Annotated in this window: 23 protein-coding genes, 1 tRNA gene and 1 riboswitch; of the genes, 15 read left to right on the forward strand and 9 right to left on the reverse strand. The window is 72.3% G+C overall.

The annotated features are described in order from the left end of the window. The first annotated feature begins 675 nt into the window (after positions 1–675). The 4 genes from ABZ948_RS35300 (at position 676) to ABZ948_RS35315 (ending at position 6,038) form a co-directional block, all read left to right on the forward strand. Positions 676–2,100, forward strand: a complete 1,425-nt coding sequence (locus tag ABZ948_RS35300) for an NsdA family TPR-like regulatory protein (protein ID WP_359766616.1) — start codon at positions 676–678, stop codon at positions 2,098–2,100. Between the two features lie 78 nt (positions 2,101–2,178). Continuing rightward, entirely contained in the window at positions 2,179–3,381 is a 1,203-nt protein-coding gene (lhgO, locus tag ABZ948_RS35305; protein WP_359766618.1) for an L-2-hydroxyglutarate oxidase, read from the forward strand. Positions 3,382–3,818: 437 nt separating this feature from the next. Further along, a complete protein-coding gene (gene trmB, locus ABZ948_RS35310) occupies positions 3,819–4,649 on the forward strand; it encodes a tRNA (guanosine(46)-N7)-methyltransferase TrmB (protein WP_359766620.1) in 831 nt (276 codons plus the stop codon). Between the two features lie 57 nt (positions 4,650–4,706). Continuing rightward, positions 4,707–6,038, forward strand: a complete 1,332-nt coding sequence (locus ABZ948_RS35315; protein ID WP_359766622.1) for a PrsW family intramembrane metalloprotease — start codon at positions 4,707–4,709, stop codon at positions 6,036–6,038. 22 nt (positions 6,039–6,060) lie between these two features. Here the strand turns inward: ABZ948_RS35315 and ABZ948_RS35320 are convergent, their stop codons facing one another. The 5 genes from ABZ948_RS35320 to ABZ948_RS35340 form a co-directional block, all read right to left on the reverse strand. Then, positions 6,061–7,005, reverse strand: a complete 945-nt coding sequence (locus tag ABZ948_RS35320) for an aldo/keto reductase (protein ID WP_359766624.1) — start codon at positions 7,003–7,005, stop codon at positions 6,061–6,063. 149 nt (positions 7,006–7,154) lie between these two features. Then, a complete protein-coding gene (locus ABZ948_RS35325; RefSeq protein ID WP_359766626.1) occupies positions 7,155–8,186 on the reverse strand; it encodes a M23 family metallopeptidase in 1,032 nt (343 codons plus the stop codon). 11 nt (positions 8,187–8,197) lie between these two features. After that, a riboswitch (cyclic di-AMP (ydaO/yuaA leader) is annotated at positions 8,198–8,354 on the reverse strand. A gap of 290 nt (positions 8,355–8,644) precedes the next feature. Then, a tRNA-Met gene (locus ABZ948_RS35330) sits at positions 8,645–8,718 on the reverse strand. Between the two features lie 54 nt (positions 8,719–8,772). Continuing rightward, positions 8,773–10,005, reverse strand: a complete 1,233-nt coding sequence (locus ABZ948_RS35335) for an alginate lyase family protein (RefSeq protein ID WP_359766628.1) — start codon at positions 10,003–10,005, stop codon at positions 8,773–8,775. 94 nt (positions 10,006–10,099) lie between these two features. Continuing rightward, positions 10,100–11,230 (reverse strand): dihydrofolate reductase family protein, encoded by a 1,131-nt coding sequence (locus ABZ948_RS35340; RefSeq protein ID WP_359766630.1) that lies wholly within the window; start codon positions 11,228–11,230, stop codon positions 10,100–10,102. A gap of 76 nt (positions 11,231–11,306) precedes the next feature. On the opposite strand from ABZ948_RS35340, the gene ABZ948_RS35345 reads away from it, so the two are divergent. From ABZ948_RS35345 to ABZ948_RS35355, 3 genes are all read left to right on the forward strand, one after another. Further along, positions 11,307–11,822 carry a MarR family winged helix-turn-helix transcriptional regulator gene (locus ABZ948_RS35345; protein WP_359766632.1) on the forward strand — a complete coding sequence of 172 codons (516 nt, stop codon included), beginning with the start codon at positions 11,307–11,309 and terminating at the stop codon, positions 11,820–11,822. 253 nt (positions 11,823–12,075) lie between these two features. Further along, positions 12,076–12,717 carry a GTP cyclohydrolase II gene (locus tag ABZ948_RS35350; protein ID WP_359766634.1) on the forward strand — a complete coding sequence of 214 codons (642 nt, stop codon included), beginning with the start codon at positions 12,076–12,078 and terminating at the stop codon, positions 12,715–12,717. 108 nt (positions 12,718–12,825) lie between these two features. Continuing rightward, the gene (locus tag ABZ948_RS35355; protein ID WP_359766636.1) at positions 12,826–13,341 is read left to right on the forward strand and encodes a MarR family winged helix-turn-helix transcriptional regulator; all 516 of its coding nucleotides are present in this window, start codon (positions 12,826–12,828) and stop codon (positions 13,339–13,341) included. 29 nt (positions 13,342–13,370) lie between these two features. Here ABZ948_RS35355 and ABZ948_RS35360 read toward each other — a convergent pair whose 3' ends face one another. Both ABZ948_RS35360 and ABZ948_RS35365 read right to left on the reverse strand, forming a co-directional pair. Further along, a complete protein-coding gene (locus tag ABZ948_RS35360) occupies positions 13,371–14,219 on the reverse strand; it encodes an RNA polymerase sigma factor SigF (protein ID WP_359766659.1) in 849 nt (282 codons plus the stop codon). A gap of 344 nt (positions 14,220–14,563) precedes the next feature. Beyond that, positions 14,564–15,007, reverse strand: a complete 444-nt coding sequence (locus tag ABZ948_RS35365) for a MarR family transcriptional regulator (RefSeq protein ID WP_359766638.1) — start codon at positions 15,005–15,007, stop codon at positions 14,564–14,566. A 469-nt stretch (positions 15,008–15,476) separates the two neighbouring features. Between ABZ948_RS35365 and ABZ948_RS35370 the strand changes: the two genes are divergently transcribed. From ABZ948_RS35370 to ABZ948_RS35390, 5 genes are all read left to right on the forward strand, one after another. Beyond that, on the forward strand, positions 15,477–16,637 hold the full coding sequence (locus ABZ948_RS35370) for a PP2C family protein-serine/threonine phosphatase (protein WP_359766639.1): 1,161 nt from the start codon (positions 15,477–15,479) through the stop codon (positions 16,635–16,637). A gap of 152 nt (positions 16,638–16,789) precedes the next feature. Continuing rightward, complete coding sequence (locus ABZ948_RS35375; protein WP_435857744.1) at positions 16,790–17,707, forward strand: STAS domain-containing protein; 918 nt, start codon at positions 16,790–16,792, stop codon at positions 17,705–17,707. Further along, on the forward strand, positions 17,704–18,111 hold the full coding sequence (locus ABZ948_RS35380) for an STAS domain-containing protein (RefSeq protein WP_359766643.1): 408 nt from the start codon (positions 17,704–17,706) through the stop codon (positions 18,109–18,111). Before ABZ948_RS35375 ends, ABZ948_RS35380 begins: the two co-directional genes overlap by 4 nt. Then, a complete protein-coding gene (locus ABZ948_RS35385; RefSeq protein WP_359766645.1) occupies positions 18,111–18,557 on the forward strand; it encodes an anti-sigma regulatory factor in 447 nt (148 codons plus the stop codon). Before ABZ948_RS35380 ends, ABZ948_RS35385 begins: the two co-directional genes overlap by 1 nt. A 13-nt stretch (positions 18,558–18,570) precedes the next feature. Beyond that, complete coding sequence (locus ABZ948_RS35390; RefSeq protein WP_359766647.1) at positions 18,571–19,602, forward strand: SpoIIE family protein phosphatase; 1,032 nt, start codon at positions 18,571–18,573, stop codon at positions 19,600–19,602. A gap of 15 nt (positions 19,603–19,617) precedes the next feature. Here ABZ948_RS35390 and ABZ948_RS35395 read toward each other — a convergent pair whose 3' ends face one another. After that, the gene (locus tag ABZ948_RS35395; protein WP_359766661.1) at positions 19,618–19,995 is read right to left on the reverse strand and encodes a transposase; all 378 of its coding nucleotides are present in this window, start codon (positions 19,993–19,995) and stop codon (positions 19,618–19,620) included. Positions 19,996–20,004: 9 nt separating this feature from the next. Next, entirely contained in the window at positions 20,005–20,478 is a 474-nt protein-coding gene (locus ABZ948_RS35400; protein WP_359766649.1) for a YxiG-like protein, read from the reverse strand. Between the two features lie 91 nt (positions 20,479–20,569). Between ABZ948_RS35400 and ABZ948_RS35405 the strand changes: the two genes are divergently transcribed. The 3 genes from ABZ948_RS35405 to ABZ948_RS35415 form a co-directional block, all read left to right on the forward strand. Beyond that, the gene (locus ABZ948_RS35405) at positions 20,570–21,784 is read left to right on the forward strand and encodes a helix-turn-helix domain-containing protein (protein WP_359766651.1); all 1,215 of its coding nucleotides are present in this window, start codon (positions 20,570–20,572) and stop codon (positions 21,782–21,784) included. Positions 21,785–21,908: 124 nt separating this feature from the next. Further along, positions 21,909–22,499, forward strand: a complete 591-nt coding sequence (locus ABZ948_RS35410; protein ID WP_359766653.1) for a DUF6415 family natural product biosynthesis protein — start codon at positions 21,909–21,911, stop codon at positions 22,497–22,499. Then, on the forward strand, positions 22,496–22,794 hold a 299-nt coding region (locus ABZ948_RS35415), incomplete at its 3' end, for a hypothetical protein (RefSeq protein WP_359766655.1). The genes ABZ948_RS35410 and ABZ948_RS35415, both read left to right, overlap by 4 nt.

Genomic DNA, 22,794 nt, shown 5'->3' on the forward strand with positions numbered 1-22,794 from the left:
GCGGAGCCGCTCATGCCTCCGGCAATGCACCGAACTCCCGTACGGCACACGACGGGGCGACCCGAAGAGAAGGGAAGAGGAAGAGCGCGGCCGCGGCACCGCTACGCGACCATCCGGCCACGGGGCAAGGCCCGCCAGCGACATGTCTCCTGTGCGACTGCGAAGCGAATGCGCCCCCGATACGCGCCCCTAGCACGCCCGATGCGCCCTCAACTGCCGTGGTCGCGGCCCTGATACCCCGCGAACGGCAGGGTCGATTTTCGGCCAAATCGCTGCTACGCGCGCAGCGTCGAACACTCTCCGTACAGGCTGCGCGCGGCACCGCGCGGTCGCGCAGTCCGGGAGACGAGGCGCGCCTCCCGGACCGTTCCGCCGCCCGCGGGGATGGAGGCGGCGGTGTCCCCCAGCCCACTGGATCCAGTACAGCGGGCCGACCCACGCGAGGACCATGGAACCGCTCCCGTGGTGGCCGGAGTAGAGCGCACGGACGGGCGCACGGCCACACAGCGGGAGCACGCCGCAACTGGCTGTATCTGAACCGCACTTCAGTACGGACCACAATCCCGCCAACCGGAACAATGCCCCTTAACGCTTGGGATGCGGCGAACTACGCTGGGTTTACGAATGCCGCGTGGTTATGCCAGCGCGGCAGCCGTCTGTGTCGAGGGGTGGCGCATGTCCAGGGAGCAACGCGGGCCGAACGAAAAACTCGGCGCCGTTCTCGCCCTCGCGGGAATCAGCAACGCAGGCCTCGCGCGGCGCGTCAACGACCTTGGCGCTCAGCGAGGACTGACGCTTCGCTACGACAAGACGTCGGTGGCGCGCTGGGTGTCGAAGGGCATGGTGCCGCAGGGTGCGGCGCCGCATCTCATCGCCGCCGCCATCGGCCAGAAGCTCGGCCGCCCGGTCCCGCTCCACGAGATCGGCCTGGCGGACGCCGACCCCGCGCCCGAAGTCGGCCTCGCCTTCCCGCGGGACGTCGGCCAGGCGGTCAAGTCGGCGACGGAGCTGTACCGCCTCGACCTCGCGGGCCGCCGCGCCGGGTCGGGCGGCATCTGGCAGTCGCTCGCCGGATCGTTCGCGGTGAGCGCGTACGCGACGCCCGCCTCACGATGGCTGATAACCCCGGCCGACAGTTCGGTCGCGCGTGACGTGGGCCCCGGTGAGGGCTCCGGCGCACCGCTCAAAGTCGGCCACAGCGATGTGCAGAAGCTGCGGGAGGCCGCCGAGGACGCGCGACGCTGGGACTCCAAGTACGGCGGCGGCGACTGGCGATCGTCCATGGTCCCCGAGTGCTTAAGGGTGGAGGCCGCCCCGCTCCTGCTCGGCTCCTACTCCGACGAGGTCGGCAGGGCCCTCTTCGGCGCCTCCGCCGAACTCACCCGGCTCGCCGGCTGGATGGCCTTCGACACGGGCCAGCAGGAAGCGGCCCAGCGCTACTACATCCAGGCCCTGCGCCTGGCCCGCGCGGCGGCGGACGTCCCCCTCGGGGGCTACGTCCTGGCCTCCATGTCCCTCCAGGCCACCTACCGCGGCTTCGGCGACGAGGGCGTGGACCTCGCCCAGGCCGCCCTGGAACGCAACCGCGGCCTGGCCACGGCCCGCACGATGAGCTTCTTCCGCCTCGTCGAGGCCCGGGCACACGCGCGTGCCGGCGACGCCCAGGCGGCCGGGGGCGCCCTGAAGGCCGCCGAGAGCTGGCTGGAGCGGGCCCGCCCCGGCGACAACGACCCGAGCTGGCTCGGCTTCTACTCCTACGACCGTTTCTGCGCCGACGCGGCCGAGTGCTACCGCGACCTGAAGGCACCCCGCCAGGTCCGCCGCTTCACGGAGCAGGCCCTGTCGAAGCCGACGGAGGAGTTCGTCCGCTCGCACGGCCTGCGCCTGGTCGTGTCGGCCGTGGCCGAGCTGGAGTCGGGAAACCTGGACGCGGCGTGCGAGCAGGGGGTGCGGGCGGTGGAGGTCGCCGGGCGCATCTCGTCGGCCCGCACGACGGAATACGTGAAGGACCTCCTCCACCGGCTGGAGCCGTACGGGGACGAGCCACGGGTGGTCGAGCTCCGCGAGCGTGCCCGGCCGCTGCTGATGACCCCTGCCTGAGCATGTACCTGACTCCTGCCCGGCTCCGCGTTTGAAGGCGCTGTCAGTGGCGCAGTGCACTATCGGTAGCGGGAGGTGGTGCGGGTGCGGACCGCATACGACTGTGACGTGCTGGTGATCGGCGGCGGGATCGTCGGCCTGTCGACGGCGTACGCGATCACACGCGCCGCACCGGGCACACGTGTCACCGTCCTGGAGAAGGAACCGGGCCCGGCCCGGCACCAGACCGGCCGCAACAGCGGCGTCATCCACAGCGGCATCTACTACCGCCCCGGCTCCCTCAAGGCGCGCTACGCCGTGCGGGGCGCCGCCGAGATGGTCAAGTTCTGCGCCGAGTACGGCATCCCGCACGCGGTCACCGGCAAGCTGATCGTCGCGACCGACCGCGCCGAGCTGCCCCGGCTGCACGCGCTCGTGCAGCGCGGCCGGGAGAACGGCATTCCGGTGCGGGAGCTGGGCGCGCCCCAGATCGCGGAGTACGAGCCGGAGGTCCGGGGCCTCGCCGCGATACACGTCGGCACGACCGGCATCTGCGACTTCGTCGCGGTCGCGCGCCAGCTGGCCCACGGCTCGGGGGCGGAGATCCGGTACGGCACGCGGGTCGTCCGCGTCGACCGCCGCCCCGAGCGGGGCGTCGCGGTGCTCACGGCCGCCGGGGACGTCGTACGCGGGCGGGTCCTGGTGAACTGCGCGGGCCTGCACTGCGACGAGATCGCCCGGCTGACCGGGGACGAGCCGGAGGCGCGGATCGTACCGTTCCGGGGCGAGTACTACGAGCTGGCCCGCCCGGAGCTGGTCCGGGGGCTGGTGTACCCCGTCCCCGATCCGGCGTTCCCCTTCCTCGGGGTGCACCTCACGCGCGGTATCGACGGGAGCGTCCACATCGGCCCCAACGCGGTGCCGGCCCTCGCCCGCGAGGGCTACGGATGGGGCACGGTCCGCTGGCGCGAGCTGGGGTCGACGCTGGCCTGGCCCGGCTCCTGGCGGATCGCCCGCCGGCACTGGCGGTACGGGGCGGGCGAGATGCGCCGCTCCCTGTCCAAGGGGGCGTTCACGGAGGCGGTGCGCAGGCTGTTGCCAGGAGTGTCCGAGGCCGACCTGGTGCCGACGGCGGCGGGCGTCCGCGCGCAGGCCGTCCTGCGGGACGGCACGCTGGTGGACGACTTCCTGATCCGCGAGGGCCCGCGCACGGTGCACGTGCTGAACGCGCCGTCTCCTGCCGCTACGGCGTCCTTGCCGATCGGCAGGGAGGTGGCACGCAGGGCGTTGAGGGCGCTGTGAGTATGCCGGGCGCTCGGCGCCGGGGCCGGTGCCGGGTGGGTCCGCAGCCCGGCGTAGCGGGGTGCCGCTTCTTTGGGACGGGTGCCGCCCTTAGCGGCACGATTGCCCGCAGCTAAGCGGGACGGGCGGCCCGCAGCCAGGCGGCGGGCCCCGCGGCGACGGGTCTGCGGCGGCAGCCGAGACGCGCCCGCAGCCGCCGTCGTACGCAAGGGGCCGTGTCGGGGGGTGTCCGCCCGCAGCGGTTGGCGCGTCAACGAACAGCGAGTCGGTCCGCAACCCCATCGCGCCGTTCCGAGGACGGACACCCCCCGGCGCGGCCCCGACCCACCACCCGGCGTAGGCAAAGACGCGCACCCCTCGCGTCACGCTCTACGCGCACCCCCTGGCGTCACGCGCTACGCACACCCCCACGCAACGGCCGTAAAATCGACCTCACTGTGTCTGACTCCGCGAACACCCCCGCACCCCCGCCCCACACCCCCGGTGTCTCCCTCCGGCGCACCCGGGCCAAGGGAGAGCCGCGCTTCCCCGACGGGCCGAAGGCCGACCCCGCCGGGTCGCACTTCGAGCGGCGGATCCGGAGTTTCCAGCCCCGGCGGAGCCGGGTCACAGCCGGTCAGGCCGACGCCCTGCAGCGGCTGTGGCCCAAGTGGGGCCTCGACATCGACGGCAGCCGCACCCTCGACCTGCCCGAGCTGTTCGGCAACGACAACCCCGTCGTCCTGGAGATCGGCTTCGGCATGGGCGAGGCCACCGCGCAGATGGCCGCGGCCGACACCGCCACCAACATCCTCGCCGTCGACGTCCACACCCCCGGCCAGGGCAACCTGCTCAATCTCGCCGACCGGAACGGCCTGTCCAACATCCGGGTCGCCAACGGCGACGCGATCATCCTGCTCCGCGAGATGCTCACCCCGGACTCCCTCGACGGCCTGCGCGTCTACTTCCCCGACCCCTGGCCCAAGAAGCGGCACCACAAGCGCAGGCTCATCCAGCCGGCCTTCCTGACCCTGGCCGCCACCCGCCTCAGGCCCGGCGCCGTCCTGCACTGCGCCACCGACTGGGAACCGTACGCCGAACAGATGCTCGACGTCCTCACGGCGCACCCCGACTTCGAGAACACGCAGGCGGACGGCGGTTTCGCGGCGCGCCCCGACTTCCGGCCCCTGACCCGTTTCGAGGGCCAGGGACTGGACAAGGGACATGTCGTGAACGACCTCCTGTTCCGTCGCGTACAGCACGTGGACCAGCCCCCCACCGGCGCCTGACCGCACCTGGCCGTCTCCGCCTGCGGACAGCGCCCCTCCGTCGTTAGGGTCAATGCCGTGGCCACCTGCCCCCCACATCCGTCGTACCCCAGCGCCCCCACGGCCGGCGTCCCCACCGCCGGCACCCTGCGGCACGCCCACTGGTGGCAGCGCCCCTGGGTGCGCTACGGCGCGCTGACCACGCTCCTCACGCTCTCCGGACTCGTCATCCTCGCCCTGGTCCGCGAGGAGACCGGCACGGAAGGGTTCCTGGTCGGGCTCGGGCTGGCCGTCCTCCCCGTGCCCCTGCTCATAGCCGCGTTCCGCTGGCTGGACCGGGTCGAGCCGGGCCCCTGGCGGAACCTGGTGTTCTCCTTCGCCTGGGGCGCCTGCGCGGCGGCGCTGATAGCGATCGTCGCCAACAGCTTCGCGACGCGATGGATAGCGACGGCGACCGCGGACCCGGCCGGCGCGGACACGCTCGGCTCGACCGTCATAGCGCCCGTCGTGGAGGAGTCGGCCAAGGCGGCGGCCGTCTTACTGGTCTTCCTCTTCCGCCGCCGCGACTTCACCGGCATCGTCGACGGAGTCGTCATAGCCGGTGTCACCGCCACCGGCTTCGCGTTCACGGAGAACATCCTCTACCTGGGCACCGCCTTCGGCACCGACCAGCTCGCCGGCCACACCGGCATCGCCTCCGTCACGGCGGCGACCTTCTTCGTGCGCATCGTCATGTCGCCGTTCGCGCACCCGCTCTTCACCGTCCTCACCGGCATCGGCTTCGGCATCGCCGCGCTCTCGGCGGACCGCGGGCCCGTCCGCCGCGTCGCCTTCCCGCTCACCGGGCTGCTGCTCGCGATGGGCATGCACGCGATGTGGAACGGCTCGTCGGCGTTCGGGGAGTACGGCTTCTTCGCCGTGTACGCGGCGTTCATGGTGCCCATCTTCGGGCTGCTGACCTGGCTGGTGATCTGGACGCGGCAGCGGGAGCTCAGGACCGTGCGGGAGGAGCTGCCCGCGTACGCCGTGGCCGGCTGGCTGACCCCGGCGGAGCCGTACGCGCTCGGCTCGATGCGGGCCCGGCGGATCGCCCGCCAGTACGCCCAGCGGTACGCCGGGAAGGCCGCGGCGCGGGAGGTGGCGCGGTACGAGGCGTACGCGACGTCGCTGGCCTTCCTGCGGCACCGGGCCCGCCGCGACCGGGCCGGTGCCGACTTCGTCGTCCGGGAGCGGGAGCTCCTCGACGAGCTGTGGCGGCGCCGGGACACGGCCCGCCCCGCGCTGGACCACGCGGCCCGGATCACGGCCCCTCCGGTCCCGGTGGCGGCTCCGCCCTGGCCGGTGTACGGGGTGTACGGCTACGGCCACCAGCCGACGCCGTACCCCGCGTACAACCCGTACCGCTCCTAGGGGGACACCCCGTAGGGCTGCCTCAGGCAGAGGCCTCCGTGAGCCGTTCCACCTCCGCGTCCGAGAGCGTCAGCTCCCCCACGCCGAGCAGCGCGGGCAGTTGCTCCACCGTCCGCGCGGAGGCGATCGGCGCCGCGACGGTCGGCTGCGCGGCGAGCCAGGCGAGCGCCACCGTGGCGACGGGCACGTCGTGCGCCGAGGCGATCTGGTCGAGGGCGTCGAGGACCCGCCGCCCCCGCTCGGTCTCCAGGTGCTTGGCCGCACCCCCCGCCCGAGCGCTCTCGACGGTCGTACCGGGCCGGTACTTGCCCGTGAGGAAACCGGACGCGAGCGCGTAGTACGGAACGGCCGCGAGCCCGGTCCGCTCGGCGAGGTCCTGGAGCTCGCCCTCGTAGGTGTCGCGGGAGACCAGGTTGTAGTGGGGCTGGAGGGCCACGTACCGGGCGAGCCCCTCGCGGTCGGAGAACTCCAGGGACGCCCGCAGCCGCTCCGCCGAGATGTTGGAGGCGGCGATGTGCCGCACCTTCCCGGCCCTCACCAGCTCGTCGAGGGCGCCGATGATCTCCTCCACCGGCACCTCGGGCCGGTCGTAGTGCGTGTAGTAGAGGTCGATGTAGTCGGTGCCGAGGCGGCGCAGGGAAGCGTCGGCGGCGGCCTTGATGTTGGCGGCGGACAGGCCCTGGAAGTCGGGGTGCTGGCTGACCTTCGTGGCGACGACGACGTCCGCGCGGTTGCCGCGCGCCCGGAGCCACTTGCCGAGGACGGTCTCGGACTCGCCGCCCTGGTTGCCCTCGGCCCAGGCCGAGTAGACGTCGGCGGTGTCGACGAAGTTGCCGCCGGCGGCCGTGTAGGCGTCGAGGACGGCGAACGACTGGTCCTCGTCGGCGGTCCAGCCGAAGACGTTGCCGCCGAGGGCGAGCGGGAAGACCTCGAGGTCGGAGGAGCCGAGTTTGCGCAGAGAAGTCATGCTCTGCGTCAACGACCGTACGGGAGAGCCCCATTCCACGGTGGACGCAAAACTCCCGTAAACACCGCCGCCGACAGCGGACACCGGCGGCTCCGACGTCGGGGGGGGCGTCGTCAGGGCCACCGGTGCTCCGCCAGGCGTGCGTCTGCTTACGGGTTGAGGCCCTTGCCCCTGAGCCACGCCATCGGGTCGATGCCGCTGGAGGAGCCGGCGGCGTGGACCTCGAGGTGGAGGTGGGCTCCGGTGACGTTGCCGGTGGCGCCCACGCGGCCGATGACGTCGCCGGTGCTGACCTTCTGGCCGACGCTGACGCCGATGGAGGACTGGTGCGCGTACCAGATCTCGGTGCCGTCATCGAGGGTGAGGACGGTCTTGTAGCCGTACGAGCCGTTCCAGCCGGCCTCGGTGATGGTGCCGCTGTGGACCGCCTTGATGGGGGTACCGGTGGGCGCGGCGAAGTCGAGGCCCGTGTGGTAGCCGGAGGACCAGTAGGCGCCGGCCTGGCCGAAGCTGGAGGTGATGGTGTACGAGGAGGTCGGCAGCGTGAACTGCTTGGCGAGGGCGGCGAGTCGCTCGGCCTCGGCCTTCTTCCGGGCCTCCTCCTCCGCCTTCCGCTTGGCTTCGGCGGCCTTGGCCTTGGCTTCCTGCTCCGCCTTGGCGGCGGCTTCCTTGGCGGCCTTCTCGGCGGCGGCCGCGGCTTCCTCGGCGGCCTTGGTCTCGATCTGGTCCTGCTGGTGCTCGACCTGGGCCATGATCCGGGCCCGCAGCGCCTCACCGGCGTCGGAGCCGCCCTGCTCGGTGTCCGCCGTGGCGGTGCCGAGGCTGCTGAGCGGAGTAGCGGAGCCCTGGGGGGTGTCGTCGTCCGAGATGAGGGAACCCACCGAGGGCAGGTCCGGCACGGAGATCGACACCGGCGGCTTGCCGGTCTGGGCGCTGGCCATGCCGCCGGCGCCCACGGCGGCTATGACGCCGACGCCCAGGACGGTGGAGCTGCGGGCGAGTCCTCCGCCGCGCTGCTTGGTGACGCGATGCCGGCCGCGGACGGGACGGATGGACTCCGCGGTGGGGTTCCACTCCTGGAACGGGCCCTCGTCGGTGCGCTGACCGCCGTAGCCGAAGGTCTCGGTGTCGCGCTGGTCCTGCGCGAACGGGGCCGCGGGGGCAGGCCGGTTGGACGCCACGTAGGCGTACTCCTTTCCTTCCTTCTCGCCTACCGGGTTAGCTGACGGGTTCGGAGCAGGAAGGTCTCCTACGCGCGTATACCGACCGTGCTTCCACGGCGGCATTCGCCCGATTCACCCCAAGTGGTGGTTCCCCGGTTCCCTTTCGGGATTCGGCGCGTGCGCACGGAGCCGCCTTCTGTGACGGCTGGGACGACCGCGCTGCGTTATCGAACGTTAATGGAGGCGCGGTGTGTATTCCAGCGATTCCACTTGATCATTAACCTTTTTCGCGCGGACTTACCTGCCATGACCGGCCCAAATCGGGCGAGTTGGCCGCCTCACAAGTGACTCGTGGGTTCTGACGGTATGTCAGTTGTTATGCGGAGTGACGTGGTTCGCTCACCGACAGTGAGGGGGAGTTCCGGGAAATGCACCGAGGGCCGGAACCCTTTCGGATTCCGGCCCTCGGCCTTCAGTAGCGGGGACAGGATTTGAACCTGCGACCTCTGGGTTATGAGCCCAGCGAGCTACCGAGCTGCTCCACCCCGCGTCGTTGTGACACCAGTGTACGCCATCCGCGGGACAGCTCGCGCACACCCGCTGCTCAGCCGCCCGGGTCGCCCGCGTGGGTCAGGGTTTCCCAGGCGGTGAACAGGCCGTCGGTGCCGGCGGGCCGGGCCCGTGCGGCCACCTCGCGGGCGGCCGGGACTGGCGCGCCGAGGCGGCCCTCCAGGTGGTTGAGGGCGACCTCCAGGTGCGGCCCGAGGCCCGGCTCGACGCGGCCGTCGCACAGCCAGGTGGGTGCCCGTGCGCCCCGTTCGTGCCGGGCGTGCAGGGCGAGCGCGGCCGTCAGCCGGTCCTTGACCTCGCCGTAGAGGTCGACGCCCTGGTGCCAGGCCGTCTCGGCGATGTGGGCGGTGGCGGCGAGGGAGGCGCCGACGTGCCGGAAGGAGCGACAGGTCTCCTGGGCGACGCCGTCCCGGTACATGGCCTGACCGAACCAGTACGACGCCATCCGCTGCGGGGTGGCGACGCCGGAGCCCGGCACGGTGAGCGGGGAGAGGCCGTCCTTCTCCAGGTAGAAGTAGGCGGGCACGCGCTCCCGGAAGCGCTCCAGGGCGTGGCCGAAGGCCCGGTGGTCGTCGAGGAAGACGGCGATGGCGATGACCGCGTCGGTCGCCACCAGGTCCCAGGACCCGCTGAAGTCCGGGTTCGTCGCGGCGACTTGGGGGAGATGGGCGGTGCGCAGCATGCCCTCGAAGCGCTGGACCCGCTCGTCGGGCCAGCCCCCGCCGCGCGTGTGCCGGACGATCTCCGCGGCCCGGGCCCAGACCGACCCGGTCCACCCGGCCTGCACCGCGGCGTTCGCCCCGGTGTGCCGGCGCAGCGTGCCCGACCAGGCGTCCATGATCTGCCGGGCCTTCTCGGCGTGCTGCCGCCGGCCGGTGACGCTGAAGAGGAGGGCCTGCGTGTAGGCGGCCAGGGCGTCCGCGCGCTCCTCCGCGCAGCCGCGGCCCCGAAGGTCACCGGCCGGGCAGACGACGGTGCCGTACGGCTCGGCCCGGTGCCGGTACGAGCCGTACCTGCTGTCCCGCATGTCGAGGTACGCCTTCAGCCAGGGCTGCTTCCCGGCGGTGACGTGCTCGCGGACGGCGTCCAGCTGGGCCCTGTCGACGAGGACGCCGGGGTGCGTGAAGGGGGTGTCCTCGGGCAGGGCCGGGCCCATGGCGCGGGCGTCCGGGCCGGCGGGGGCGCAGGAGGAGACGAGGAGGGCGAGCGCGGTGAGCAGGGGTACGAGCAGGACCGCCGCCGTACGTCGTCGCCGCGTCGCCCACATGCCCACCGCCTCCGTTCCGTGGTCCGGGCCTCGGAGGCAGCGTGACCCGCGAGGCGGCGGGGGCGCAGGATCTGTTGGGCCGATCGGCCCGCACTCAGTGCGAGAGGTGGTGGTTCGGGGCCTTGGCCCGCTCCTCGTGCTCGGGCAGGACGACGACCTCCACTCCCCCGGCGGCGAGGACACCGCTGCCGTCGGCCGCAGCCACGAAGGTGTCCGGCTCGCGCCAGGCCGTGACGACCCGGCGTACGCCCGCGTCGAGGATCAGCCGGGCGCACGGCGCGGGACGGGAGGCGCGGCGGGCGCACGGCTCCAGGCTGCTGTAGACCGTCGCGCCGGGGAGCCGCGGATCGGCCGGGTCGATCTTGGCCAGGGCCGCCTCCTCGGCGTGCACGACCGGGTCGCCGCCCTCGCGGGAGTGGCCGCGGGCCAGTTCCGTGCCGTCGGCCGCGACCACCACCGCGCCCACGCTGAACGCCGTGTCCGAGGGCGGGCACCGCTCCGCCAGTGCGCAGGCGCGGGCCAGCCAGTGGTGGTCGGCGGCGGCCGGGAGGGGGCCGGTGCCCGGGGCGGTCGGTTCGTAGCGCATGAGGACAACGTCCTCGATCCGCCGGGTCTCCAGCAGCCGGAGCCGGCCGGACTGGTAGCCGCCCGGGCCGAACAGGCGGGGTGCCGCGGGGTCGCCCACGAAGAGCGGGGCGAGGACCAGCTGGAGTTCGTCGGCCAGGCCCTGGGTGAGGAGCTGGGTGTGGATCAGGCCACCGCCCTCGACCATGAGCCGCCGTACGCCCCGCACGTCGTGCAGGTGGGTGAGGAGCCGCCGCCAGTCGAGGCCGGGGCCGAGGGGGACGACGTCGGTGGCGAGGCCGAGGGCGCGGGCGCGCTCGGCGCCCTGGTCGGTGGTGTAGAGGACCTTCTCGCCGCCGGTGTGCCAGAAGCGGGCGTCCGGGTCGAGCTCTCCCGTGCCGCTGACGGTGACCTTGAGGGGGTACTCCGGCTGGCCGGCGGCGGTGCGGGCGGCGCGGCGCTCGCCGGAGTTGACCAGGAGCCGGGGGTTGTCGGCGCGGATCGTGCCGGCGCCGACCAGGATCGCGTCGACGGACGCCCGGACCTCGTCGACCCGGTCGAAGTCGGCCGGGCCGGACAGCAGGAGGCGTTCGGGTCCGGTGTCGTCCAGGTAGCCGTCGAGGGAGACGGCGGCGGACAGCAGGACGTACGGGTGGGTCATCGACGCTCCGCGGCTGGTCGGGACGGCGGACTGGGCAGGGCTTGGTTCAAGTTTGAAACAAACCTACACTGGCGGCATGACGACTCGCTGGCTCACCCCCGAGGAGCAGCGCGCCTGGCGCGCCTACATCGCCGCCTCGCTGCTCCTGGAGGACGCGATCGACCGGCAGCTCCAGCAGGACGCCGGCATGCCGCACCTGTACTACTCCATCCTGTCCGTCCTGTCGGAGTCCCCGGAACGGCGGCTGCGCATGACCGACCTCGCCGAGCGGCTGAAGATCACGCGCAGCCGGCTGACCTACGCGGTGACGCGGCTGGAGAAGGACGGCATGGTGCGGCGCGAGGCCTGCCGCTACGACAAGCGGGGCAGCATCGCGGCGCTGACCGACGAGGGCTTCGCCGTCCTGGAGCGGGCGGCGCCCGGGCACGTCGAGACCGTGCGGAGTTTCCTGTTCGACCGGCTCAGCGCGGAGCAGGTGGGGCAGCTGGAGGAGATCTCCGCGGCGATCGCCCAGGGGCTCCAGGAGGAGGGGGCGCGGCCGGACTCGGACGACGTGCCGTGGCGACGGAGGGCTTCGTCGGCCTGTTCGTAGCCGCGTCGGCCTGTTCGTAGCCGCGTCGGCCTGTTCGTAGCCGCGTCGGCCTGTTCGTAGCCGCGTCGGCCTGTTCATGACCCCGCAGGCCTCTTCGTAACCCCGCAGGCCTCTTCGTGACGCGCGCCACACGGTCCCGTATTTCCGTTGCTTCAAATTTAAAGCAAGAGTAGGGTTCCGGTCGTGGATCTGCTTCAAATCTGAAGCAGTACGGCTGTGCAGCCGAACAGGAAACGGAACCCGGAGGCCCCGCATGCCCGACACCCCCGCCGTCATCGCCACCCCGCGCTCCCGCGTCCGGGTCCCCCTGCGCTTCCACGACGGTTACGAGGTCGACGCCGAACTCGTCACCTTCCACGGCCTGGCCGACGGCCAGGAGCACGTGGCCGTCGTCCTCGGCGAGCCGGGCCCGGTCCCGCTGGTGCGACTGCACTCCGAGTGCCTGACCGGGGACGTGTTCGGCTCGGCCCGCTGCGACTGCGGCCCCCAGCTGCGCGAGGCCGTCGAGCGCATCGCCGAGCGCGGCGGCGTGCTCCTCTACCTCCGCCAGGAGGGCCGGGGCATCGGCCTCTACAACAAGCTCGACGCCTACGCGCTGCAGGACCAGGGCCTGGACACGTACGAGGCGAACGCGGCCCTGGGGCTGCCGGAGGACGCCCGCGACTACACCGCGGCGGCCCAGATGCTCCGGGCCCTGGGCATCGGCGAGCTGGACCTGCTCTCCAACAACCCCGACAAGGCGGGCCAGTTGCGCGAGCTGGGCGTCGACGTCCGCGACCGCGTCCCCACCGGCGTCTTCACCACCGCGCACAACGTCCGCTACCTGCGCGCCAAGGTCCTGCAGACCCAGCACACGCTGCCGCTCGCCGCGCTGACGGAGCTCAGCGCCGGCTGATCCGCCGGAGCGCCGATCGGGACTGCTTGCTCCTCGGCTCATCGGGTACAGCCTTTTGCAAGAGGGCGACCTCCGCTGTACCCGGAGCTTATGGAAAGTGATCGTTTCGTGACCGATCTCGGCGGCCCTGGCGACCACCGGGCGAGGAGACCGGACGACGGCCCGGAGGCCGTCGCGGCGCAGATCGCCGCTGCCGTGGAGAGCCTGACGGACCTGTGGTCGGTCGCCGCCCAGGAGGCGTCCCTGCGGCTGTCCCCGCACCAGCTGCGGGCACTGCGCATCCTGCACGCGGCGCCCGGCCTGAACCTCACGGCTCTGGCGGACCGGCTGGACATCGGCCTCCCCACGGCCAGCCGGCTCTGCGACCGCCTGGCGGCGGCGGGCCTCCTGGAGCGCGTCCCGCACCCGGACACCCGCCGCGAGGTACGCCTGCTGCTCACCGCGCACGCCCGGCACGTGCTGGGCGACGTCGCCGACCGCCGGGCAGCGGCCCTGGCCACGGCCCTGGCGGCGATGCGGCCGGCCGAACGGGCGGCGCTGAGCAGGGGCCTGCGCGGGTTCCTCGCGGCCCGGGACGGAACGGCTCCCCGCACCGACGACGGCGACGGGCTGCCGGGCGGCTGAGGGCTGCCCGGCAGCAGAGGCCTGTCGGTTCAGCCCGTCGCCAGCATCCCCGAGCGCAGCCGCGCCACCGTCCGCGAGATCAGCCGGGACACATGCATCTGGGAGATGCCGAGGCGGGCGCCGATCTCCGCCTGGGTGAGTTCCTCCACGAAGCGGAGGTGGAGGATCAGCCGCTGGCGTTCGTCGAGTTCGGCGACCAGGGGGGCCAAGGCGTGGAAGTCCTCGACGAGTTCCAGGGCGGGGTCCTCCTCGCCGATGAACTCCGAGAGCGTCGCCTCGCTCTCCTCCGCGTCACCGCTGACCGCGGCGTCGAGGGAGGAGGACAGGTAGCCGTTCGCCGCGATCTGGGCCTCGACGACCTCCTCCTCGGACAGGTTCATCAGCGCCGCCAGTTCCGCGACCTTCGGCGCGCGGCCGAGGCGGGAGCCCAGCTCCTCGGTGGCCTTGGCGAGTTCCGTACGGGCCTCCTGCAGGCGGCGCGGCACATGCACGGCCCAGGACGTGTCACGGAAGAAGCGCTTGATCTCGCCGATGATGTACGGCACGGCGAAGCTGGTGAACTGCACCTCGCGGGAGACCTCGAACCGGTCGATGGCCTTGATCAGCCCGATGACGCCGACCTGCACGACGTCGTCCATCGACTGGCCGCTGCTGCGGAAGCGGCGCGCCGCGAACCGCACGAGCGACATGTTCATCTCGATGAGCGTGTTGCGCGCGTACTGGTATTCGGGCGTGCCCTCCTCCAGCACGGCGAGCCGGTCGAGGAACTGTCCGGTCAGCTCGCGCGCGTCCTGGGGGGTGAGCTTCTGAGGCTCCGCGATCTGCGGCAGCACCTCGCCGGTGCCGATGCCGGAATCCGTCGTCGTGCCGATGCGCATGGTCGTCGTCACGGGCCCTCCCTCGTAGTTCCGGCCCGCTCCGGTCCCCCGACAGGCCACCTCCAGCGCCGCTACCCGCACTCGCCCGGCTCATGCCCCGCGCTCGCCCCGTCGAGACGTTGACCACAGTCGACGCAGGTCGGGGCGGTGTCGGGGTACCCGCAAGCGTGCTGGGACGGTACGGGCAGGAGGGTGGGGCGGTGCGACGGGAAGGAAGAGGCCGAGGGACTCCCGGAACGGACAGTTGTCGTTTGACAACTATAGCCGCGAGGCAACACAGTAGCCCTGCCCGAAGGGCGTTGGGAAGGAACCGGAAGGGCCGACCCGGTGCGGCGGCGGGCAGTTCAGGCAGTCCGGGTGCCGGACGCGCGGGAGTCGTCGGAGTCGTCGTGTATCTGGGCCGCCGCCGCGTCGCAGAACGCCTCCAGCCCCTGCAGCAGCGCGACCCGCTTGGCGGCGGGCATCTGGTCGAGCACCGCGCGCAGGGCCTGCTCCCGGCGCACCCGCAGATCGGCCAGGAAGGCCCGGCCGCGGCCGCTGAGCTGCAGGCGCACCTCGCGCCGGTCCACGGGACTGACCACGCGCTCGACGAACCCGGCCGCCTGGAGCCGGTCGCAGAGCCGGCTGGTCGAGGGCGGGGTGGAGGCGAGGGAGTCGGCGAGCGTGCGCAGGTTGATGCCCTCGTGGTGCTCCAGGATGAGCAGCACGCGCAGCTGGGACGCGGACGCCGGCGCCGTCGAGGCCCGGCCCCACAGGACCTCCAGCAACTCCGCCGCCGTGGAGGTCACACGGGCGACCTCTGCTGGCTCAGGGCGGGGTCGGTGGGAAGTCACAGTCACACTCTCGCAGGCACCGGGATGGCCGTCAGCGTACTAGGCACGCGGCGGGCCGGGTCGGCGCCGGCCCAAGACCACGGCCCTCCACCACGCCATCGGCCGCACCCGCGAGGCCCCCTGCGCGAGGTCCCGTACGCGATACCCCGCACGGGACGCCTCGCACGGGGCGCCCCGGGCCGGACGACCACCCCATGACCCGCACCCATAACGGTGGCGGACGCCCCGTGGCAGACGCCCCGCACCCCATCACCCGTGTCTGACGTATCTGACGTATCTGACGTATCTGACGGCGGCACCGGGGGCCCTCCCCCGGCGACCCATCAGCGCCCGTCGGCGACCCATCAGCGACCCATCAGCGACCCGCCGGCAACCCGTCGGCGACCGACCAAGGATTGGTGTTTCGACCATCGTGACCGCGATCGTGAACAGATTCGTCGCCGCCGAGCGCGCCCTGCGCACGGCGGCGCCCCACCAACTGCTGGACGCGGTCCGTCGTGTACTGACCGATCAGTACGCGGCGGACTCCGTCGAGCTGTACCTGGCCGACTACGGACTGACCGTGCTGCAGCCGGTGTCCGTGCTGCCGCACACCCTCCAGCCGGTGCCCGTGCACAACAGCCCGGCGGGCCGGGCCTTCGGCGCGCAGGAGCCGTACGTGGAGACGCTCCCGGGCGACCTCGTCCGCGCGCATCTGCCCGTCACCGTGCGCGGCGACCGCCTCGGCGTGCTGACGGTGACCCTGCCGGGCGGCGAGCACGCCCAGGGCTGCCTGGGCGAACTGGCCGAGATCGCCCAGGTCCTCGGGCACGAGGTGGTCGTGGCCGAGCGGGACACCGACCTGTATCTCCAGGCCCGCCGCAAGGACCGGCTCACCCTCGCCGCCGAGATGCAGTGGCAGTTGCTGCCGGGCCGCTCCTGCGTCCGCCCCGAGTACGAGCTGGGCGCGCAACTGGAGCCCGCGTACGCGATCTTCGGCGACAACTTCGACTGGTCCGCCACGGCCGACCGGCTCAGCCTCTACGTCACCAACGGCATGGGCGAGGGCATAGAGGCCTCCCTGCTGACGAACCTGGCGATCAACGCCCTGCGCAACGCGCGCCGGGCCGGCCTCCCCCTGGCCGACCAGGCCGCCCTGGCCGACCAGGCGGTGTACGCCCACTACCGGGGCCGCTGCTACCTGTCCGTGCTCATGCTCGACTTCGAGCTGGCCACCGGCCGGGTCCGGGCCGTGGACGCCGGGTCCCCGCAACTGCTGCGGCTGCGTCAGGGCGCGGTGGAGCGGGTGGACTTCGAGGCGCAGCTGCCGCTCGGCATGTTCGAGGAGACCGACTACGTGGCCCAGGAGTTCCGGGTCGAGCCGGGCGACCGGCTGGTCTTCGTCAGCGACGGGGTGTACGGCGTCGCGTCGCCGCGCGGAGAGGCGTACGGCGACACCGCTCTGGCCCGGGCGATCCAGTCGACCCGGCTGCTGCCGGCCGCCGAGGTGCCCCGGGCCATCCTGCGCGAGCTGACCGGCCACCGCGGCAGACCCGTCCCGGACGACGACGCCCTGGTGGTCTGCCTGGACTGGCGTGGCCGTTGAGGGACGGGGCAAGCGCAGGTCAGAGGGCCTGGAAGAGAAGGTGTTTGGTGGTGTCGTACGTCGGCACTAATGTTTGTCATATGGCAAGTAACGGCTGAGGCGCCGTCGCGCGACCTCGGTCCGGCCCGTGCAAGGGAGCGATGCAGGTGTCGGTGTCGTTGTCGGAAGAGAACGCGGAACAGGAGCCGGCCGCGCAGCAGGTGAGCGCCTTCCTGGAACGGCGCCGGGAGCAGATCGCCCAGCGATGGGCGGACGCCGCGCTGTTCCGCACGGTCTTCACCGTCTCACGCGACGAGGCGGTGGAGGCGGGCAGGGCCGTGACCGCCGCGCTGGCCGCGGTGGCGGCCTCTGGGCGGCTGGAGGACATCCGGGCGTCCGGATTCGAGGCGGTGCGCGACCAGTTGGGGCGGATGGCGGCCTCCCGCGCCCGGACGGGGACCGACCCGGACGGGGTGGCACGCGAGGTGGCCGCCCTGCGCGAGCCGGCGGTCGAGCTGCTGCGCGCCGAGTTCGAGGACCCGAACGGCCCCGAGGCCGTGGAGTGCGTCGTGGCGCTCACCGTGCTCATGGGCACGCTGCGCCTGGTCGTGATGGAGACGACGGTCAGCGCGAGCGAGGAGGTGATCGCCCGCCAGCGCGAGCAACTGCACGAGGTGGCCACCCCGGTGATCAAGCTGTGGGACAGCACGGTCGCCGTCCCGCTGATCGGCACGCTCGACAGCGCGCGCAGCCAGGTGGTCATGGAGAGCCTGCTGGACGCGATCGTCGCCGAGCGCGCCCGGTACGCCATCCTCGACATCACCGGCGTGCCCACGGTCGACTCGCTGGTCGCCCAGCACCTGATGAAGACGGTGGCGGCGGCGCGGCTGATGGGCGCCGAGTGCATCGTCTCCGGCATCCGGCCCGCGATCGCGCAGACCATAGTGCACCTGGGCATCGACCTCGGCACGGTCCTCACGCGCGCGAGCCTGGCGGACGCCCTGGCCTACGCGCTCAGCCGGCAGGGCGTGGGGATCGGGCCGGTGGCGGCGGCCGGCGCGGCCCCGACGGCCGACGCGGACGTGCGGTGACCGGGGCCGCAGGGATCGGCCCCCTGGGCGGACACGGCTTCGCCGTGCCGGTCCTGCAGCTCGGCGACGTCCTGCTGGTCACCCTCCAGGGGGAGTTGCACGACGGGATGGCCGAGCAGCTCCAGCAGGACGTCACGGACCGGATCTCGCACACCCGGGTGACCGGTGTGGTGATCGACATCTCCGGGGTGGAGATCGTCGACTCCTTCCTGGGCCGGGTGCTCGCCGAGATCGCCGCCGGCGCCGGCCTGCTGGCCGCCCGTACGGTGCTGGCCGGGATGCGCCCGGCGGTGGCGATCACCCTGGTCGAGCTGGGACTCACCCTGCCCGGCATGCGGACGGCCCTGGACGTCGAACGCGCGATGGAGCTGCTCGGCGCCCGCCCGGGTGGGGGGAGTCCGTGATGCCGGCCGCCCGCCACGCCGCCCCGGCGACCCTGCCGATCGGCTCGGACGCCGACCTGGCCTGGGTGCGGCAGCAGGTCCGGCAGGCCGCCGCCGAGCTCGGTTTCGGCCTGGTGCAGCAGACGAAGCTGGTCACCGCGGCGAGCGAACTGGCCCGCAACACCCTCGTCCACGGCGGGGGCGGCCAGGTGCGGCTCACCCCGCTGGACACCGGGCAGTCACAGGGTCTGCGGCTGGCCTTCGTCGACACCGGCCCCGGCATCCGCGACCTGGACCAGGCGATGACCGACGGCTACACCAGCGGCGGCGGGCTCGGACTGGGCCTGAGCGGCGCCAAGCGGCTGGTCCACGAGTTCGACGTGGACAGCCGGCCGGGTGAGGGGACCACCGTCACCGTCACCGCCTGGGCCACAGCCGTACCGCCCTCCTGGCCGGGACCGCCGTGATGAGCGAGGTGTGATGAGCGAGGTGTGGGACGTTCCGGTGGACGACTCGACCCGGGTGCGGGACGTGCGGGTGGCGGCCGAGGAGGCCAGCGCCCGCGCCGGCCTGGGACCGCACCGCACCGCGACCGCCGCCCTCGTGGCGACGGAGCTGGCGACCAACCTGCTGCGGCACGCGGACGGCGGGCGCGTCCTGATCAACCTGGTCGACAGCGCCCGCGCGGACGGCCGGCGTACGGCCGTGCAGCTGCTGTCGCTGGACCACGGCCCGGGCATCCCGGACGTCGCCCAGGCCATGCGCGACGGCTACAGCACCGCCGCCTCCCTGGGCGCCGGCCTCGGCACGTGCCGGCGCATAGCGAACGCCTTCGACCTGCACAGCGCGCCCGGCCGGGGCACCGTGGCCATGGCCCGCATCGACCACGACCCCGCCGTCCGGGGGGTCGCCCCGCCGCGCCCGCGCGTCGGCGGCGTCAACGTCCCGCTCGGCCGGGCCGAGCACTCCGGCGACGCCTGGGGGTGGGTGCACGACGGCGACCGCCTGACCCTCCTGCTCGCCGACGGCCTCGGCCACGGCGCCAAGGCCGCCGAGGCCTCCACCTCGGCGGTGACCGAACTGCGCGGGGTGGCCGACCGGCCCCCCGCCGAGATCCTGCGGCACCTGGGCGGACCCCTGCGCCGCACCCGGGGCGCGGCCGCGGCGGTGGCCCAACTCGACCTCACGTCCGGCCGCTTGGCCTTCTCCGGCATCGGCAACATCGGCGCCCGGCTGCGCACCGACGGCACCTGGAGGGCGCTGCTGTCCCAGCCCGGCATCGTGGGCGCGCAGGCCCCGGTGACCGTGCCCGTGCAGCACGAGCCGTGGCACGCCGACAGCCTGCTCGTCCTGCACAGCGACGGCCTGCCCGCCCGCTGGACACCACCCGACGACGACACCCTCCTGACCCGCGACCCGGCGGTGGTGGCCGCGGTGATCCTCCGCGACGCGGGAAGCGCGGCCCGCCCGGTACGCGACGACACGTGCGTGGCGGTACTGGGCGGCGCCTAGGACTTGTCCGGCCGATCATGTGCGGAGCCAGATGACGGGTGCTGCGGGTGGCCACTGGTCTGGCAGCTTGAGCCGGTTGATCGCCCGGACGCCCATGTGCCGCAGACACTCGCGGCACGGACCGCTGCTGTAAGCCTTGTCCGCCGCGAGGCTGTCTGGTTTCTTGCGCGGCCTGCCCGGCCCGATCCGAGGGACGTGAGTCTTCCCCACCACGAGCTTGACCTGCGCGCAGTCCGCCCGCTGTCCCGGTGTGACGATCAGGGACAGCCACGGCGTTTCGCCCTGATGTTCCGCCGCTGCGTCCCCCTTTGAGGTGGGAGCCGACGATGGTTCGGTCCGGGCGCCGGCGGCGTGCTGATGTGCCCGCACGATGGTGCCGTCGGCCGACCACAGCCGGTTTCGCTACTTAACGACGAACGGTGCGTATCCCACCTGGACCTCGCTCACCTGAAGGTCGGAGAAGAGCAAGGTCAGGTTGTGCGCATTGGTCTCAATGCGCACCTCGTGAAAGTCGATCCCGAGGGCCTTGGACCAGCGTCGCGTCGCCTCCGACGCAGGGAGAAGCTTGGCTCCTGGGTAAAGGCAGTGCCATTTCACACCCCAGACGTATCCGTCGAGATCGGCACCGGTTTCGTGGTCGATGAGCCGGTCGTCCAGTGAGACCCGCCAGGTCTCAGCCGGCACCGACGTCTCGCACCGCGCTTCGACGCAGTACCTGAAGAGATACCGCAGGTGGGCCGGCGCGATGCCGGTGCGGGGATCAGCCGTCGCGTAGACGATGACCTCGTAGTCGCGCATGTAGTTGGCGTATCCGTGGTGCACGACAGCGTGATCGAAGGCCTCGTCCAGCATCTGTTCAAGTACGGCGGTATCCATGCCGCCCTTCTACCTCACCCGGCGAGACCTTCGACAACGAGAACTCGGCGGCCCACGCTCCCCCGCTGCTCCGGCGGCGTACCGTGACAACGTGGCGAAAGACGACCTCGGGCGCACTCTCCGACGCCTACGCCGGCTGGCCTCCCTGACCCAGGAGGAACTGGCCGACCGTTCGGGCGTGTCTCTCGACGTGATCCGTCAGCTTGAGCAGCGCCGTAAGCACTCGGCGCGGCTGCCCACGCTGCACGCCTTGGCCAACGGCCTGGGTGTGGAACTGACCACACTGCTGGGCGATCCACCCGCGGTCTCCTCGACTGGCGAGAGCGATGGACCACGTTTTGTGGCCGTGCGGCGGGCCATCATGCCTGTGCTCTGGGGGCCCGAACCGGAAGTGCCAGGGCCTGACTTCACCCTGGACAAGCTTCGCGGGCAGATCGCAGACGGCTGGACGCAGTATCACGCCGCCGAGTTCGACGCGGTGATGAAGTCCCTCCCGGACTTGATCTCCGACGCGCGTACGGCGACGGCGTGGGGCGAAGACCACGACCGCCGTGCTGGGTTCGCGGCTCTGGGCAAGGCTCTTCAGCTCGCCGGGCACGTCGCGGTGCGTATGGGGAAGACCGACCTCGCTCTGACGAGCTTGGAGCGGGCGATAGACGCCGCTGGGAAGTCGTCCGACCCCCTTCTGCTTCCCATGGTCGTCAACTCCATGGCATGGACCTACCAGCGGCAGGGGCGTCTGGAGGACGCGTTGAGTATCGCGCTCCGAGCCGCTGCCGACATGGTTGAAGAGGGTCTTGACGGCACCGTCGACGGGTTGAAGGTCTGGGGTGCCCTCACCATGAGTGCCGCCACGTCGGCCGCACGGAGCGGCGACTACGACCGGGCAGCGGAGATGATGGAGACAGCGGAGAAGGAGGCCGCTCGCCTTTCGAAGCTCCCTCAGGGGGGCGACAACCGCATGGTGAGCGTGTTCAGCCCTTCATCGGTCCGGATCGAACGCGTTCGGCTTGCCGTCCAGTACGGGCACCCGCATGACGCGCTGTCGCTCGCCAAGGGCATGCGGCTCAGTAAGGACACCCCGCCGTCCTGGCGGACATGGCTGCTGCTGGACGTCGCCCGCGCCCACACGGATATCGGGGACGCGGCTGGGGCGGTGAAGACCCTGGAATCCCTGCGCCGCGTGGCGCCGACCTGGATGCAGCACCACACGCTGGCCGTGGCGATCGTGCGTGATCTGTGGGCGCTCCCCAACCACCCCCCGGGGCTAGGACCGTTGGCGGAGTTCCTCGGAGTCAGCGAATAGCGTCGGAAAACTGGGACGCAACGCCCCTGTCACTCTGTGTAGCTCGGCGATTCCATAGCCGGACAAGCGCCCCGGCGACCGCTGACACGGCCCCGGGGCTCGGCCGACTGGTTGAGGAGTCGACGTGCGACAAGCTACCGTCCCGCCCCCCGCAGAGGCAGAGCGGGAGGAGGCCCCGCCGGACATCGCCACGATGCGCGAGACCGCGCGGCGCGTCCTCGGCCCGGACGTACTGCCGCCGGCCGGTGGTGAACTGGAGACGCTCACCGCCACGTTGTGCGGCCACCTCGAGGTGCTGCTGCCCGAGGTCGAGGAGGCGGCCGGACGTCTGCCGGAGAACAGCGTCACCCGCTACGGCGCCATGTACTGCGTCGGCGAGGCACGCGGCAAACTCCGCGCGCCGGAGCTGAACTTCGCCCCGCTGGTCGGCAGCGTCATGTACGCCCGGAGACTCGCCCGCGTCCTGATCGCTCTGTGCGAGCACTACGAGACCGTCAGCGCCGGAGTGGCCGAGACCCCCGAGCAGAGGGCGTTCATGCGCCTGGCAGACCACTGCCTGCGATGCCCCACCTGCCGCACCGTGGACGACGACGGAGCGAACGCCAGGCTCCCCTGCGAGGAAGAAGCCACGCTGTACGAGGAGTACCGGAGAGCTCGCGCGGGCGCCGCCGCGGCCCGCCGTGTCACTCACGGGCGCCTGGGGGCATCGGTATGACCAACACCGAACCGAAGGCACCCGACACCGAAACCGACGAGCTGCAGCGGCTGGGCGAGCAACTCCTGCGCACGGCGAAGTCGTCCCGCGCCCGGGCCGCCGTCCAGGCGCTCGTCGAGGAACGGACGATCCTGGCGGTCCCGGCCGTGCGCCGCGCCCTCGTCATCGACACCATCGACGGTGCGCAGGCCCACTTCGACGCCCTGTCGGGACGCCAGTACGGACTGGGCCTGGACGAAGGGCAGCGGGCGTTCCTCCACCTGGTCCTGTCCATGGTCGGCATCGGCATCACCAC

Origin of the sequence: Streptomyces olindensis (genome assembly GCF_040645895.1) — a bacterium.
GTDB classification, from domain to species: domain Bacteria; phylum Actinomycetota; class Actinomycetes; order Streptomycetales; family Streptomycetaceae; genus Streptomyces; species Streptomyces olindensis.

Coding starts and splice junctions, on each gene's coding strand:
- ABZ948_RS35300 (WP_359766616.1), top strand. CDS start 676: ATGTCCAGGGAGCAACGCGGGCCGAACGAAAAACTCGGCGCCGTTCTC.
- ABZ948_RS35320 (WP_359766624.1), bottom strand. CDS start 7,005: ATGACTTCTCTGCGCAAACTCGGCTCCTCCGACCTCGAGGTCTTCCCG.
- ABZ948_RS35335 (WP_359766628.1), bottom strand. CDS start 10,005: ATGTGGGCGACGCGGCGACGACGTACGGCGGCGGTCCTGCTCGTACCC.
- ABZ948_RS35340 (WP_359766630.1), bottom strand. CDS start 11,230: ATGACCCACCCGTACGTCCTGCTGTCCGCCGCCGTCTCCCTCGACGGC.
- ABZ948_RS35345 (WP_359766632.1), top strand. CDS start 11,307: ATGACGACTCGCTGGCTCACCCCCGAGGAGCAGCGCGCCTGGCGCGCC.
- ABZ948_RS35350 (WP_359766634.1), top strand. CDS start 12,076: ATGCCCGACACCCCCGCCGTCATCGCCACCCCGCGCTCCCGCGTCCGG.
- ABZ948_RS35360 (WP_359766659.1), bottom strand. CDS start 14,219: ATGCGCATCGGCACGACGACGGATTCCGGCATCGGCACCGGCGAGGTG.
- ABZ948_RS35385 (WP_359766645.1), top strand. CDS start 18,111: ATGCCGGCCGCCCGCCACGCCGCCCCGGCGACCCTGCCGATCGGCTCG.
- ABZ948_RS35390 (WP_359766647.1), top strand. CDS start 18,571: ATGAGCGAGGTGTGGGACGTTCCGGTGGACGACTCGACCCGGGTGCGG.
- ABZ948_RS35400 (WP_359766649.1), bottom strand. CDS start 20,478: ATGGATACCGCCGTACTTGAACAGATGCTGGACGAGGCCTTCGATCAC.